Here is a 14,426-nt window from a genome sequence, read left to right on the forward strand (position 1 = left end):
TCACTCTCTTTCTGCGCGGAGGGAGGAGGGGGGAGGGGGGATCAGGGGGTACGTTCGGCGACCAGGACCGGCCGCTCGGGCAGCGACACGGTGACGGCCGTCCCGGCGCCGAGGCCGCCGGCCTCGTGTGCGGGCAGGTCGGCCTTCACCTCGGTGCCGTCCGCGAGCCGGACGGTGACGCGGACGGCGGCGCCCAGGAAGGACGTGGCGACCACGCGCGCGTCCCCGTCGCCGTCGGCGCGCACGCCGACCGCCTCGGGCCGCACCAGCACCTCGACGCCCGGGCCGGCCGGCACGGGTCCGTCGACGGGCAGCCGCTGTCCGAGCACCTCGACGCCGCCGTCGGCGAGCCGTCCGGGGATCCGGCTCATGGTGCCGACGAACTCGGCGACGAAGGCGGTGGCGGGCCGGCCGTACAGCTCGGCGGGCGGCGCGCACTGTTCCAGCCGCCCGGCGTGCATCACGGCGACCCGGTCCGCCATGGACAGGGCCTCCTCCTGGTCGTGGGTGACGAACAGGGTGGTGATGCCGAGGTCCTGCTGGAGCCGGCGGATCTCCTCGCGCAGGCTCAGCCGCACCTTGGCGTCCAGCGCGGACAGCGGTTCGTCGAGGAGCAGCACCCGGGGGCGCAGGGCGAGGGCGCGGGCCAGGGCGACGCGCTGCTGCTGGCCGCCGGAGAGCTGGTGCGGGTACTGGCCACCCTTGTCGGCGAGGCCGACCAGGTCCAGCAGCTCGGCCGCCCGGGCCCGCCGTTCGGAGGTGCGCACCTTGCGCATGCGCAGGCCGAAGGCCACGTTGTCGAGCGCGTCGAGGTGCGGGAAGAGGCTGTACGACTGGAAGACCATCCCGGCGTCGCGGCGGTGGGCCGGGACCCGGGTGACGTCCTCGCCGTCGATCAGCACCTCGCCGGAGTCGGGGTGCTCGAACCCGGCGAGCATGCGCAGCGCGGTGGTCTTGCCGCAGCCGGAGGGGCCGAGCAGGGCGAGGAGTTCACCGGGGCGGACGGTCAGGTCGAGTCCGTCCAGGGCGACGGTGGTCCCGAACTCCCTGCGCAGGCCGCGGAATTCCACGGTGGCTGCGGTCGTCGCCGTCTTGTCGGGCGCGGTCACGGTCATGGTTCATCCCCGGGATGCGGTTCGGGTACGCCCGCCGGCACCGGCGAGCGCGAGGAGCAGGACCCATGTCACGAGCAGGCTGAGCACGGACACGGCGACGGAGAGCTGGGCCTGCGAGCCGCTGACGTTCACGATCCACACGGCGAAGGGCTGGAAGCCCAGCAGCTGGGCCACGGTGAACTCGCCGAGCACCAGGGCCAGGGTGAGGAAGGAGGCGTTGAGCAGGGCCCCGCGCAGATTGGGCAGCACGGCCTGGACGAGCGCCTGCGGCCAGCCGGCGCCGCAGCTGCGGGCGGCCTCGACGAGGGTGCGGACGTCGACGGCGCGCAGACCGGCGTCCAGGGCCCGGTACACGAACGGCAGCGCCATCACGACGTACGCGAGGACGAGCACGACGGGGAAGTCCGGGTTCTGGATCGCCACGAAGGTCTGGAACAGCGGGGTGCGGGAGAGGTGTTCGGGCCCCCACTTGAGCACCGTCCCGATGCCGGCGACGAACGCGATCGGCGGGACGACCAGCGGCAGTGAGCACACCACTTCGACGACCGGTCGCAGCCGGGGCGCGCCGAGCCGCAGCGCGACCATGGCGGGCACCATCAGCAGCAGGACGACGGCGATGGTGGCGGCGGCCAGTTCCAGCGAGAGCAGCAGGCTGGAGGTGAAGCCGTCGGTGGAGAAGATCTGGGTGTAGGCGTCGAAGGTGACCCCTTGGCCGGGCACGTCGACGGTGAAGACGACGGACGCGGCGAGCGGGACCAGGAAGTACAGCCCGGCGAGGCCGAGGACGCCCCACCGCCACAGGGTCAGGCGAGCCATCGCGCGCTCCTCCGTTGCAGGGGCAGGTACACGGCCATGACCAGGCCGGCAACCAGGACCATGTCGAGGCTGAGGGCGAGCGCCACGTTCTCCTGGCCGACCAGGACGTTGCCGGAGATGGCGTCGGCGATCTGGAGGGTGACCAGCGGGATGGAGCTGCCGACCATCGCGGCGGCCGTGGCGTACGCGGCGAAGGCGCTGCCGAACAGCAGCACGAGTCCGCCGAGCAGCGAGGGCAGCAGCACGGGCAGGGCCACGTGCCGCCAGTACTGCGCGGGGGTCGCGCCGTTGTTCTGGGCGGCCTCGCGCCACTGGGTGCGCAGGCCCTCCAGGGCCGGGGTGATGGTGAGGACCATCAGCGGGATCAGGAAGTACAGGTAGACGATCACCAGGCCCCAGAAGCTGTACAGGTCCCAGCCCTGGTCGGTCAGGCCCAGGTGCCGGGTGAGGACGCCCGCGTTGCCGAGGGTGGCGACGAAGGCGAAGGCCAGCGGGACGCCGCCGAAGTTGGCGAGCACTCCGGAGGCGGTGAGCACGGCCTCGCGCAGGGCGCGGAACCGGGAGGTGACGACGGCCTGGGCGAGCGGCAGCCCGAGGAGGGCGCCGAGGGCGGCGGAGACGGCCGACAGCTTGACGCTGCCGAGCAGGGCGGTCAGGTACGCCCCCTGGAGCGAGGCCGTCAGATTGCCGCTGGTGTAGGAGGTGGCGCCGGTGGCCGGGTCCTTGGCGGTGAACGCGCCGTCGAGCATGGCCAGGGCGGGCAGCCCGAAGGCGAGCGCGGTGAAGGCGAGCAGCGGGACGACCGCGAGCCAGCCGAGCGACCGGCGCCGCCGCTTCACCGCAGCGGCGGGCGCCGAGTCGACCCGTACGGCGGTGGCCGTCATCCGGAGACGGCCTTCGCCCAGCCCTGTCCGAGCACGGTCTTGGCCTTGCTCTGCTGGTCCTCGGTCGGGAAGGCGGGGGTGCCGGAGACCTCGGGCAGCTTGGCGGCGGCGGTCTTGTCGAGGGTGCCGGCCTTCTCCAAGGCGGTCATCAGGACCGGGCGGGCGTAGCCCTTGAGCCAGAGGTTCTGGCCCTCGGCGCTGTAGAGGTACTCCTGCCACAGGCGGGCGGCCGCGGGGTGCGGGGCGTCCTTGTTGATGGCCTGGGAGTAGAACTGGGAGAACTGGCCGTCGGTCGGGACGGCGACCTTCCAGTCGACGCCCTTGGACTGGAACTCGTCGGCGTACCCGGCGTTGAGGTAGTCCCAGTCGATGCTGATCGGGGTCTCGCCCTTCTCGACGGTGGCCGGGGTGGACTCGACGGGCGTGTAGTTGCCGTTCTTCTTCAGCTTGGCGAAGAAGTCGAGGCCGGGCTGGATGTCGTCGAAGGAGCCGCCGCTCGCGAGCGCCGCCGCGTAGACGCCGCCGAAGGCGGAGCCGGACTTGGTGGGGTTGCCGTTGAGGGCGACCTGGCCCTTGTACTGCGGCTTGAGCAGGTCGGCGAAGGTGGTCGGGCAGGTCTTGACGCGCTTGGCGTCGCAGCCGATGGAGATGTAGCCGCCGTAGTCGTTGTACCAGCGGGCCTGGGCGTCCTTCTGGCCCTCGGGGATGTCGGCGTACGAGGCGACCTTGTACGGCGCGAGCAGGCCCTGCTGGGCGGCGCTCAGGGCGAAGGAGCTGCCGAGGTCGAGGACGTCCGGCGCGCGGTCCTGGCCCTTGCGGGAGGTCACGGCGTTGATCTCGTCCTGGCTGGAGCCGTCCGGGTTCTCGACGGCGATCTTGATGCCGTACTTCTTCTCGAAGCCGTCGATGAGGGCGCCGTAGTTGGCCCAGTCGCGGGGCAGCGCGATGGCGTTGAGCTTGCCCTCCTTCTTCGCCGCCTTCACCAGGGCGTCGAGGCCCCCGAAGTCGGCTGCGGAGGTGGCCGTGGCGGCGTTCTTGCCGTCGGCGGTGGTGGTGGAGTCGTCGGGGGCGGCGCCACAGGCGCTCAGGGCGAGGGCGGCGATGACACCGAGGGCGGCGGTTCTCGGCAGGGACACGGTCACAGCTTCTCCAGGGGACGCGCGGAGGTGCGGGAGATCAGGAGACGGGGCTAACTTGTCTGAACAAGTTGGCCCCAGTAACCACGCCGCTGATGTCCCCCCGGTAAACTCCGATGAAACCCTGATCCCTTATTTCGCGCACACTCCGGGCTGTCGTTCATCACGTTTCGATGTCGACTAGGCTGGTCAGGCTGTGCACAGCAGCTGGAGCGAAGGGGAAGCATGGCGGCCCGACACGAGGAGATCGCCGACGCACTGCGCCGGGCGATCGACCGCGAGGAGTACACGGTGGGCGCCCGGCTGCCCGCCGAGACCGACCTCGCGGCCCGCTACGGAGTCTCGCGCGGGACGGTCCGCCAGGCCGTGGCGGCGCTGACCGCCGAGGGGCTCATCGGCTCCCGCCAGGGCGCCCGGCGGGTGGTGCTGGCCAGCCGCCGCAGCCAGAGCTTCGCGGAACTGCGCAGCTTCGCCGAGTGGGCGCGGGCGATGGGCCGCGAGGCGACCGGCCAGGTGGTGGCCCAGTCGTACCACCCGGCCACGCACGAGGACGTCGTCCGCCTCCAACTCCCCCTCGGCACCCCGGTGCTGCACGTCCTGCGGGTGCGCGGCCTGGACGGCGAGCCGGTGCTGCTGGAGCGGACCGTGTACGCCGACTGGATCTCCCCCGCCGTCGAGGCGATCGAGCCGGACTGCCCCTCGGTGACCCAGCGGCTGCTGGACGACACCGGGCTGGTCTTCGCCTACGGCGAGCACGTGATCGACGCGGTGGCGGCGGGCGCCCAGGACGCGGAACTCCTCGGGGTGCGCCGCACCAGCCCGCTGCTGCGGGTCCGCCGGGTGACGACGACCCACGAGGGCCGCCCCGTGGAGTGGTCCGACGACCGCTACCGCTCGGACGCGGTGAGTTTCAGCGTCCACAACTCGATCGGCAACAACGCGCTGGCGCGCAAGACGGCCGACTGACGGACACCCGCGCCGGGGTACGGTCGTCGCCGCGGAACCCGCCGCCGTGTGGCGCCCCTGCCGGGAGCCGGTGTTCATCGGGCGTCTGCTGTCGGCGATCCGCCGCCGGGCGGAACGGCTCAGGTGGGCGAGCCGGAGGAGAAGCGGCGCAGCAGGGGGGACAGCACCAGCACCGACTTGGTGCGTTCCACGAACGGCTCCCCCGCGATCCGCTCCAGGACCCGCTCGAAGTGGCGCATGTCGGCCGCGAAGACCTGTGCGACCGCGTCGGCCTCGCCGGTGACGGTGGAGGCCGCCACGACCTCCTGGTAACGCTCCAGGCCCCGCTGGATGGTCTCCGGCGAGGTGTTGCGCCGGCAGTAGATCTCGACGAACCCCTCGGTCTCCCAGCCGAGCGCCGCCGGATCCACCCGTACGGTGAAGCCGGTGATGGCGCCGGTCGCCCGCAGCCGGTCCACGCGCCGCTTCACGGCGGGCGCGGACAGACCGACCAGGTTGCCGATGTCCGCGTAGGAGCGGCGGGCGTCCTCGGCGAGGGCGTGCACGATGCGTTCGTCGAGATCGTTCAGCACGGTGGGTGGTTCACTTCTCAGCTGGTGCGGGTGTGGCGAGGCGGGAGCGGCGTTGGCCGTACACGAAGTAGACCACGAGCCCGACGGCCATCCAGACACCGAAGACCACCCAGGTCACGGCCGACAGACTGCCCATCATCCAGACGCAGAAGGCGAAGCCCAGCGCGGGCAGCACCGGCGACAGCGGCACCCGGAAGGTGCGGGGCATCTCCGGCCGGGTCCGGCGCAGCACCACGACGGCCACATTGACCAGCGCGAACGCGAACAGCGTGCCGATGCTGGTGGCGTCGGCCAGCTGGCCGAGCGGGATCGCGGCGGCGAGGACCCCGCAGAACAGGGACACGATCAGCGTGTTGGCGCGGGGTGTGCCGGTCCTCGGGTGGACGCGCGAGAACACCTTGGGCACCAGCCCGTCCCGGGACATGGCGAACAGGATGCGCGTCTGGCCGTAGAGCACCGTCAGCACGACGCTCGCGATGGCGACGACCGCGCAGAACGCCAGCAGGGTCGCCCAGAAGGACTGCCCCGTCACGTCGCGCATGATCTGCGCCAGCGCGGCCTCCGAGTCCCCGAACCGCCGCCAGGGCTGGGCGCCGACGGCCACGGCCGCGACCAGCACGTACAGCGCGGTGACGATGACGAGCGACAGCATGATCGCGCGCGGCAGGTCGCGCTGGGCGTTCTTCGCCTCCTCACCGGCGGTGGAGGCGGCGTCGAAGCCGATGTACGAGAAGAACAGCGTGGCCCCGGCCGCGCTGACGCCCGCCATGCCCAGCGGCATGAAGTGGGCGTAGTTGCCGGAGCGGAAGCCCTGGACGCCGATGGCGCAGAACAGCACCAGCGCGGCGATCTTCACGGCGACCATGACGGTGTTGGCCCGTGCCGACTCCCGCGCCCCGCCGAGCAGGAACGCCATGGCCAGCAGGACGACGATCAGCGCGGGCAGATTGAACACGCCTCCGTCGCCCGGCGGCGCGGACAGCGCGTCCGGGAGGGTCACGCCGATGGTCCCGTCGAGCAGCTCGTTGAGGTACTCGCCCCAGCCGACGGCCACGGCGGCCACCGACACGCCGTACTCCAGGACCAGGCACCAGCCGCACACCCAGGCGATCAGCTCGCCCATCGTGGCGTACGCGTACGAGTACGACGATCCGGCGACCGGGATGGTGCCGGCCAGCTCGGCGTAGGACAGGGCGGAGAACAGCGCCGTGAGACCGGCGATCACGAAGGACAGCGTGACGGCCGGTCCGGCCTTCGGCACGGCCTCGCCGAGGACGACGAAGATGCCCGTGCCGAGCGTCGCACCGATGCTGATCATGGTGAGCTGCCAGAGCCCGAGAGACCGCCGCAGCGCCCCTCCCTCACCCTGGCCGCCCTCGGCGACCAGCCGTTCCACGGGCTTGCGCCGCACGAGCCGCGCGGCGAACCCCGGGGACGGTGGGGCGGCCTGGGTGCGGTCCTTCGGGGGTGCGCCTTGGTCGAGCACGCGCTGACTCCTTCGTCGCTGCCTCTCGACGCGACAAAGACCGTGCGGGCGGGAACCCACAGAGCGGGGTCCCTGCCACGCCACGTACAGCGCTCGACCCTATGAGCAGGGCCGTAGCGGTCGTAATGAGGCAACCTTGCGCACCCACGCAAGATCGTTGCGTTGATGGCAGCGAGGTGCACTTTTGTTGCTGCGGGGCTCTACCAGCTGGCGTGCAACGGCTTTCCCTCCGCGTAGCCGGCCGCGCTCTGGATCCCCACGACCGCCTTCTCGGCGAACTCCTCGAGGGAGCCCGCGCCCGCGTAGGTGCAGGAGGACCGGACGCCCGCGATGATCGAGTCCACCAGGTCCTCCACCCCCGGCCGGCCCGCGTCGAGGAACATCCGCGACGTCGAGATGCCCTCCTCGAACAGCGCCTTGCGGGCCCGGTCGTACGCCGACTCCTCCGCCGTACGGTTGCGCACGGCCCGTGCCGAGGCCATCCCGAAGGACTCCTTGTACGGCCGCCCGTTGGCGTCGTGCTGAAGGTCGCCCGGCGACTCGTACGTCCCCGCGAACCACGACCCGACCATCACATTGGACGCACCGGCGGCCAGCGCCATGGCGACGTCCCTCGGGTGCCGGACACCGCCGTCGGCCCAGACGTGCTTGCCGTGCCTGCGCGCCTCGGCGGCGCACTCCAGGACCGCCGAGAACTGCGGCCGGCCCACCCCGGTCATCATCCGGGTGGTGCACATGGCGCCGGGGCCGACGCCGACCTTGATGATGTCCGCGCCCGCCTCGATCAGGTCCCTGACGCCCTCGGCGGAGACGATGTTGCCCGCCGCGATCGGCACCTGCGGGTCGAGCGCGCGCACGGTGCGGATCGCGCTGATCATCGACTCCTGGTGGCCGTGCGCGGTGTCGATGACGAGCGTGTCGACGCCCGCGTCGAGCAGTTCCTTGGCCTTGCCCGCGACATCGCCGTTGATCCCGACGGCGGCGGCGATGCGCAGCCTGCCGTGCGCGTCGACGGCCGGTGTGTACAGCGTGGCGCGCAGGGCGCCCTTGCGGGTGAGGATGCCGGCGAGACGGCCGTCGTCGTCCACGGCGGGCGCGTACCGCCGGTTGGCCGCGTCGAGGATGTTGAAGGCCTCGCGGGGGTCGATGCCGGCGTCGAGGAGGAGCAGGTCGCGGGACATGACGACCTCGAGCTGGGTGAAGCGGTCGACACCGCTGAGGTCCTGGTCGGTGACGACACCGACCGGCCGGGAGTCCTCGTCGACGACGACGCCCGCGTTGTGCGCGCGCTTGGGCAGCAGCGCGAGGGCGTCCGCGACGGTCTGGTGCGGGGCGAGCACGATCGGCGTGTCCAGCACCAGGTGCCGGCTCTTGACCCAGCCGATCACATCGGTGACGACGTCGTTGGGGATGTCCTGCGGGATCACGACGAGTCCGCCGCGCCGCGCCATCGTCTCGGCCATCCGGCGTCCGGCGACGGCCGTCATGTTGGCGACGACCAGCGGGATCGTGGTGCCCGTGCCGTCCGGGGCGGCGAGGTCCACGCCCTGCCGCGACCCGACCGCGCTGCGGCTCGGCACCATGAAGACGTCGTCGTAGGTGAGGTCGTACGCGGGCTGGATGTCGTTGAGGAAACGCACGTGCTGCACATCCCAGTCGTTCAGAGGTGACCCCCTGACAGGTCAGCCAGGGGGAAGAGCACGTACTTCATTGTCCCATGACGACCGCAGGGCGATGCCCGGACAGAACGTCCAAGCAGCTCAGAGGCGGTTAGGAGGATCCTCCGAGCGTCCTTCCGTGGGCTCCTCCGAGAGCGAGCACCACGGAGAGCGCGGGCACCTGGTTCACCGCCGAGGAGAACACCTCCTGCGCGATCTCCCACTCCTCCGGCCGCGCCTTCGCGTACGGCTGCCAGTTCCGTACGACGACCAGCACGGGGCCGGACTCGGGCCCGTCCGGCAGGTCGGTGAGGCTGTCGGCGAGGGCGTCCCAGTTGCGGCCGAACCAGTCGGGCAGTTCGAGGTCCCGGACACAGCGGTCCATCAGGGCCGCCTTGTCCATGATCCCGTCGAGGTCCAGCGTGAGCACGTGCTCGGTCATCCAGGCACCGTCCCTGAGCAGTCGTGAGTGCGGAAGGGGGCGGCCGAGAGGACCGCCCCCTTCCGATCTTCCCTCAGATCCCGTCCGGGTCCGCCCGGTTGAGGGCGGGCTTCGGCGTCGGTCCCGCCGTCATCAGATAGTCGGCCGCGGAGGTGTCCGTGACCAGGCTGGTGACGAGTCCGGACCGCAGCACCGCGTCGATCGCGGCCGCCTTGCGCTGCCCGCCCGCGATCGCCACGACCTCGGGGACCCGGCGGAGCTGGTCGGCCTTGACCGTGATGCACCGCTCGCCCAGGTCCCGTCCGACCCGGCGGCCCTCGGCGTCGAAGAGGTGCGCGGACATCTCGGCGGCGACCCCGAGCGAGGCGTAGTGGGCCCGCTCCTCGTCGCTGAGCATGTCGTGCACCGTCGAGATGCCGGGCTCCCAGGAGCCGATGGAGACACAGGCGACCGTGACCTTGTCGAAGTACTCGAAGGCCCGGGCGATCCCGGTCTGGTTGCGCAGCGCGGCCGCGGTGGCCGCGTCCGGCAGCAGCATCGGCGCGTAGATGGGGTGCGCGTCGCCGCCGGACACCTGGGCGGCGCGCCGGACGGCCTCGACGGAGCCGCGCTCGGCGGTCCCCGCGTCGTACACGCCCGTCAGCTGCACCACCGTGCAGGGCGGCAGCCGGTCCAGGGCCGCCGCCATGTGGATGGTGGAGCGGCCCCAGGCCAGGCCCAGGACGTCTCCCTCGTTCACCAGCTCGCCGAGCAGGTCGGCGGCCACCTCTCCCAGGTTCTCGGGGTCGGGCGAGTCCTCGGCCTCCGCCGGCGACTCGACCACCACGGCGTGCCTGAGGCCGTAGCGGGCGCGGAGCGCGTCGGAGCGCTCGGCGTCCAGCTCGGCCGGGACACGGATCTCGATCCGTACGAGATCCCGTTCGAGGGCGGTCTCCAGGACCCGGGCCACCTTGAAGCGGCTGACGCCGAACTCCTCCGCGATCTGGATCTTGGACTTGCCCTCGAGGTAGAAGCGGCGGGCCATGGCCGCCGCCTGCACCAGCTCTGCGGGTCCCATCCGCATGGCTGACCGGCCCGCCGACATACCCGACACGGCGATCTCCTCACTGCTGTTCACACTCTGGATACGCCGTTCATCCTTGCAGATCCGGCGCACTTGATCAGCCCTGATGGGAGCCGTTCACGTACCTGTGGCCCACTGTCCGCATGGGCTGCGTGTTCAGTGGGCTACGTATGGTGTCGGCCCGCTGTTCAGAAAGCCATGGTTCACGGGCCCTGCTCCGAGGGCCACGGTCGGTTCAGTGGGCGCAGGCCCAGCTCGCCTTCGCGGTCGCCGCCTCCGCCTGGGCGCGCAGGGCGCGGACGGCCTCGGCGGGGTCCTCGGCGCCGTACACCGCGGATCCGGCGACGAACACGTCCGCGCCGGCCTCCGCGCACCGCTCGATCGTCGAGGCCGCGACGCCGCCGTCCACCTGGAGCCACAGCTCCAGGCCGTGCTTGCTGATCAACTCGCGGGTGCGGCGGATCTTCGGGAGCATGATGTCGAGGAACGCTTGGCCCCCGAAGCCCGGCTCGACCGTCATGATCAGCAGCATGTCGAGTTCGGGCAGCAGGTCCTCGTACGGCTCGATGGGCGTCGCGGGCTTGAGCGCCATGGAGGCACGGGCGCCCTTCGCACGGATCTCGCGGGCGAGTCGCACCGGCGCGGCGGCCGCCTCGACATGGAAGGTGACGGACGAGGCACCCGCCTCGACGTACTGCGGGGCCCAGCGATCGGGGGCCTCGATCATCAGATGGCAGTCCAGCGGAGTGTCCGTCGCACGGGCCAGAGACTCTACGACCGGCACACCGAGCGTGAGGTTCGGGACGAAATGGTTGTCCATCACGTCGACATGGAGCCAGTCGGCTCCTTCGACCGCCTTCGCCTCGTCCGCGAGGCGGGCGAAGTCGGCGGACAGAATGCTGGGGTTGATCTGCGCGGCCATGCCCCAAGCCTGCCATGCCCTCCGGGGGTGGGCCGCATCGGTCCCTGGGGGTGCGTCGTCGGGTGCGGGTGCGTGGTGGTCGATCGCGCAGTTCCCCGCGCCCCCGGACAGCTGGGGTCGGCATGAAGGCCACCGCGCATCTCGTCTGTGGGCGGCGGGCCAAGTGGCTGGTGCTCGGGGTGTGGCTGGTCGTGCTGTTCTTCATGGCGCCGTTCGCCTCCAAGCTCACCGGCGCCCAGGACAACGACGCGGCGTCCTGGCTGCCGGGGTCGGCCGAGTCGACCCAGGTGCTGGAGATCTCCAAGGGGTTCCGGCCGGAGCAGATTCCCGCGATCGTGGTGTACGCGCGGGACGACGGGCTGACGGCACGGGACCGCGCGCAGATCACGGCGGACGCGGTGCAGCTCAGGCGGCTCACGGACCACGGGATCCGGGGGGCCGAGACACGGGGGCCGGTGTTCGACCGTCCGGTGGATCCGCGCGCCGCGCAGATCTACGTGCCGATCACCATGGACGAGAAGGGCTGGTCGCGGATCTCGCCGGCCGTGGACTCGATCCGTGACGTCGTCGGCAAGGGCGGCGCGGGGCTGGCCGTGCACATCACCGGCCCGGGCGGCACCTCCGCGGACTTCGCCAAGGCCTTCGAGGGCATCGACTCCACGCTGCTGGTGGCGGCCATGGGCGTCGTCGTCGTGATGCTCCTGATCACCTACCGCAGTCCGACCCTGCTGCTGGTCCCGTTGATCGGCGTGGTGGTCGCGCTGTTCACGGCGCAGGCACTGATCTACTTCCTGGCCCACTACGCGGGCCTGACCGTGAACGGTCAGAGCGCCGGCATTCTCACGGTCCTCGTCTTCGGCGCCGGGACGGACTACGCCCTGTTGCTCGTGGCCCGCTACCGGGAGGAGTTGCGCCGGCACGAGGACCGCCACGAGGCGATGGCGCTGGCCCTGCACCGGGCGGGCCCGGCGGTGCTGGCCTCGGGCGCCACGGTGGTGCTGAGCATGCTGGTGCTGACGGCCGCCGAGATGAACTCCACCGCCGGCCTCGGACCGGTGGCGGCCATCGGCGTGGCGGTCGCGCTGCTCGCGATGATGACCCTGTTCCCGGCCCTGCTGGTGATCTGCGGCCGCTGGCTCTTCTGGCCGGTGATCCCCCGCTTCGGCTCCGCCGATCCGACGGCGCGGGGTTTCTGGGCCCGCAACGGGGCCGGCATCGCCCGCCGCCCGCGCATGATCTGGATCGTGACCGCGCTGGCGCTGGCGGTGTGCTCGCTCGGTCTGATCCAGCTGCGCGCGGCGGGCATCAGCAACGCCGACGCCTTCACCGGGAAACCCGACTCGATCACGGGCCAGGAGGTGTCCGAGAAGTACTTCCCGGCGGGCAGCGGCGACCCCCTGGTGATCGTCTCCAACCAGGCACAGGCCCGTCAGGTGGGCGCGGCGGTGGCCGCCACCGACGGCGTCGTGCCGACCTCGCTCGGGCTGCCGCCGGGCACGAAACCCCTCCACGACGGCAAGGTGCTGTTCGAGGCGACGACGACCGCCCCGTCCGACAGCGAGGCCGCCAAACAGACGGTGGACCGGGTCCGGGACGCGGTGCACGCGGTGCCCGACGCCGACGCGCAGGTGGGCGGCGGAACGGCGGCCCTGCTGGACGCGGACCGGGCCACCACCCACGACAACATCCTGATCATCCCGTTGGTGCTGGGCGTGGTCCTGCTGATCCTGTGCGGTCTGCTGCGCGCCCTGATCGCCCCGCTGCTGCTGGTCGGGACGGTGATCCTGTCCTTCACGGCGGCCCTCGGCATCAGTGCGCTGGCCTTCCGGCACGTGTTCGACTACGCGGGTGAGTCGACGGACTTCCCGCTGTTCGTCTTCGTGTTCCTGGTGGCCCTCGGTATCGACTACAACATCTTCCTGACCACCCGGATCCGTGAGGAGGCGCTGCGGAAGGGCACCCGTACGGGCGTGGTGACGGGCCTCGCCGCGACGGGCTCGGTCATCACCTCCGCGGGCCTGGTGCTCGCGGGCACCTTCGCCGCCCTCGGCACGCTCCCCATGGTGGGTTTCGCCGAGATCGGCTTCGCGGTCGCCCTGGGCGTCCTCCTGGACACCTTCGTCGTACGGTCCGTGCTGGTCACGGCGCTGTTCCTGGACGTGGGCCCGAAGGTGTGGTGGCCGCACCGGCTGGCCCGGGACGACGGCCGGGCGGTGACCGAGGGCGCGCCGGAGCCCGCCACCCGGTCCCGCGGCTGACCGGATCCCGCGCCGGGCGCGCCCCTCAGGAGGCCTGGTCGCCCCCCGCGACCGGGACCGGGGTGCCGGTGTCGCCGTGGGAGACCAGGATGCGGGCGCTGCCCTCGGCGAGCCGGTAGGCCATGCCCACGACCGCCACGTCGCCCGTGTCCACCTGGTCCGAGAGGGTGCGGGAGCGGTCGAGGAGCAACTGCACGGTGTGCCTTATGTGCTCGTCGACGATGTCGCTGTCGGAGGTCAGTCCGGCGGCGCGGGCGGCCAGCACGCTGGGGGTGACCCGCTCGACCACGTCCCGGACGAAGCCGGTCGAGGGCAGTCCGTTCGCCACGGCCTCCCGGGCCGCCGCGACGGCCCCGCACGAGTCGTGCCCGAGGACGACGACCAGACGGCAGCCGAGCACGGCCGTGGCGTACTCCACGCTGCCCAGCACCTCCGCCCCGAGCACGTGCCCGGCGGTCCGGACGACGAAGAGGTCGCCCAGCCCCTGGTCGAAGATGATCTCCGCGGCGAGCCGGGAGTCCGAGCACCCCAGGATGACGGCGAAGGGTTCCTGGCCGGGCGCGAGCTCGGCCCGGCGGGCGGCGTCCTGGTTGGGATGGCCGGGCGTGCCGGCGACGAATCGCTCGTTGCCGGAGAGGAGGGCGTCGAGGGCGACGGCGGGGGAGGTGCGTGGCATGGGGCCACCCTAAGGTGCCGGGTGACCGGGGAGCGGGCGGGGCTGACCACCTGTTTCCTGACGACGGTCGAGTCGAGGCCGCGGACGCCGGGGAGCGGGGCGAGGACGGTCTCGTACAGCGGCCGGTGCCGGCTCCCCGACAGGTTCCCGCTCACGACGGCCCGCGGCGGTACGGCGGCTGCTCACGGCCGCCGAGGGGCGGTGAGCACACGGCCGGTGCCGGTGGCACTCCCCGAGGCCGGGCCGCGGCGGTCGGCGTGATCGCACCCGGAGAGTGGCCGCCAGGGCCGTGCCGACCCTCCGAGCGCTCACCACGACCCGCGGCAGTACGGCGGCCGCTCACGGCCGCCGAGGGGCGGTGAGCACACGGCCGGTGCCGGTGGCACTCCCCGGGGCCGGGCCGCGGCGGTCGGCGTGATCGCAACCGGAGAG

The 14,426-nt window shown here is 72.0% G+C and carries 13 protein-coding genes; 2 read left to right on the forward strand and 11 right to left on the reverse strand.

Annotation, left to right across the window (positions count from 1 at the left end; all coding sequences use genetic code 11):
• Positions 1 to 41: 41 nt before the first annotated feature.
• The 4 genes from ABZ490_RS37835 to ABZ490_RS37850 are packed head-to-tail and all read right to left on the reverse strand — an operon-like array spanning position 42 to position 3,957.
• A complete protein-coding gene (locus ABZ490_RS37835; RefSeq protein WP_359001015.1) occupies positions 42 to 1,115 on the reverse strand; it encodes an ABC transporter ATP-binding protein in 1,074 nt (357 codons plus the stop codon).
• Positions 1,116 to 1,118: 3 nt separating this feature from the next.
• A complete protein-coding gene (locus ABZ490_RS37840; protein ID WP_359001018.1) occupies positions 1,119 to 1,931 on the reverse strand; it encodes an ABC transporter permease subunit in 813 nt (270 codons plus the stop codon).
• Complete coding sequence (locus ABZ490_RS37845; RefSeq protein WP_359001021.1) at positions 1,919 to 2,815, reverse strand: ABC transporter permease subunit; 897 nt, start codon at positions 2,813 to 2,815, stop codon at positions 1,919 to 1,921. Before ABZ490_RS37845 ends, ABZ490_RS37840 begins: the two co-directional genes overlap by 13 nt.
• The gene (locus tag ABZ490_RS37850) at positions 2,812 to 3,957 is read right to left on the reverse strand and encodes an extracellular solute-binding protein (protein ID WP_359001024.1); all 1,146 of its coding nucleotides are present in this window, start codon (positions 3,955 to 3,957) and stop codon (positions 2,812 to 2,814) included. Before ABZ490_RS37850 ends, ABZ490_RS37845 begins: the two co-directional genes overlap by 4 nt.
• A 219-nt stretch (positions 3,958 to 4,176) precedes the next feature.
• On the opposite strand from ABZ490_RS37850, the gene ABZ490_RS37855 reads away from it, so the two are divergent.
• Complete coding sequence (locus tag ABZ490_RS37855; protein ID WP_359001027.1) at positions 4,177 to 4,917, forward strand: GntR family transcriptional regulator; 741 nt, start codon at positions 4,177 to 4,179, stop codon at positions 4,915 to 4,917.
• A gap of 119 nt (positions 4,918 to 5,036) precedes the next feature.
• On the opposite strand, the gene ABZ490_RS37860 is transcribed toward ABZ490_RS37855, so the two are convergent.
• The 6 genes from ABZ490_RS37860 to rpe form a co-directional block, all read right to left on the reverse strand.
• Entirely contained in the window at positions 5,037 to 5,489 is a 453-nt protein-coding gene (locus ABZ490_RS37860) for an Lrp/AsnC family transcriptional regulator (protein ID WP_359001030.1), read from the reverse strand.
• Between the two features lie 10 nt (positions 5,490 to 5,499).
• Positions 5,500 to 6,975, reverse strand: a complete 1,476-nt coding sequence (locus ABZ490_RS37865) for an amino acid permease (protein WP_359001033.1) — start codon at positions 6,973 to 6,975, stop codon at positions 5,500 to 5,502.
• A gap of 200 nt (positions 6,976 to 7,175) precedes the next feature.
• Complete coding sequence (locus ABZ490_RS37870) at positions 7,176 to 8,615, reverse strand: GuaB1 family IMP dehydrogenase-related protein (RefSeq protein WP_359001060.1); 1,440 nt, start codon at positions 8,613 to 8,615, stop codon at positions 7,176 to 7,178.
• Between the two features lie 130 nt (positions 8,616 to 8,745).
• The gene (locus ABZ490_RS37875; protein WP_359001035.1) at positions 8,746 to 9,075 is read right to left on the reverse strand and encodes a barstar family protein; all 330 of its coding nucleotides are present in this window, start codon (positions 9,073 to 9,075) and stop codon (positions 8,746 to 8,748) included.
• Positions 9,076 to 9,148: 73 nt separating this feature from the next.
• Entirely contained in the window at positions 9,149 to 10,192 is a 1,044-nt protein-coding gene (locus ABZ490_RS37880) for a sugar-binding domain-containing protein (RefSeq protein ID WP_359001038.1), read from the reverse strand.
• A 181-nt stretch (positions 10,193 to 10,373) separates the two neighbouring features.
• The gene (gene rpe / locus ABZ490_RS37885; protein WP_133916352.1) at positions 10,374 to 11,060 is read right to left on the reverse strand and encodes a ribulose-phosphate 3-epimerase; all 687 of its coding nucleotides are present in this window, start codon (positions 11,058 to 11,060) and stop codon (positions 10,374 to 10,376) included.
• A gap of 122 nt (positions 11,061 to 11,182) precedes the next feature.
• On the opposite strand from rpe, the gene ABZ490_RS37890 reads away from it, so the two are divergent.
• A complete protein-coding gene (locus ABZ490_RS37890; protein ID WP_359001041.1) occupies positions 11,183 to 13,318 on the forward strand; it encodes an MMPL family transporter in 2,136 nt (711 codons plus the stop codon).
• Positions 13,319 to 13,343: 25 nt separating this feature from the next.
• Here ABZ490_RS37890 and ABZ490_RS37895 read toward each other — a convergent pair whose 3' ends face one another.
• Positions 13,344 to 13,994, reverse strand: a complete 651-nt coding sequence (locus tag ABZ490_RS37895) for a carbonic anhydrase (RefSeq protein ID WP_359001044.1) — start codon at positions 13,992 to 13,994, stop codon at positions 13,344 to 13,346.
• Positions 13,995 to 14,426 lie beyond the last annotated feature (432 nt).

It is taken from the genome of Streptomyces sp. NPDC005811 (assembly GCF_040630405.1).
Lineage (GTDB): Bacteria > Actinomycetota > Actinomycetes > Streptomycetales > Streptomycetaceae > Streptomyces.

Bases quoted from the DNA above. Each gene is read 5' to 3' on its own strand.
- ABZ490_RS37845 (WP_359001021.1), bottom strand. From the start codon at position 2,815: ATGACGGCCACCGCCGTACGGGTCGACTCGGCGCCCGCCGCTGCGGTG.
- ABZ490_RS37835 (WP_359001015.1), bottom strand. From the start codon at position 1,115: ATGACCGTGACCGCGCCCGACAAGACGGCGACGACCGCAGCCACCGTG.
- ABZ490_RS37890 (WP_359001041.1), top strand. From the start codon at position 11,183: ATGAAGGCCACCGCGCATCTCGTCTGTGGGCGGCGGGCCAAGTGGCTG.
- ABZ490_RS37875 (WP_359001035.1), bottom strand. From the start codon at position 9,075: ATGACCGAGCACGTGCTCACGCTGGACCTCGACGGGATCATGGACAAG.
- ABZ490_RS37895 (WP_359001044.1), bottom strand. From the start codon at position 13,994: ATGCCACGCACCTCCCCCGCCGTCGCCCTCGACGCCCTCCTCTCCGGC.
- ABZ490_RS37840 (WP_359001018.1), bottom strand. From the start codon at position 1,931: ATGGCTCGCCTGACCCTGTGGCGGTGGGGCGTCCTCGGCCTCGCCGGG.
- rpe (WP_133916352.1), bottom strand. From the start codon at position 11,060: ATGGCCGCGCAGATCAACCCCAGCATTCTGTCCGCCGACTTCGCCCGC.
- ABZ490_RS37855 (WP_359001027.1), top strand. From the start codon at position 4,177: ATGGCGGCCCGACACGAGGAGATCGCCGACGCACTGCGCCGGGCGATC.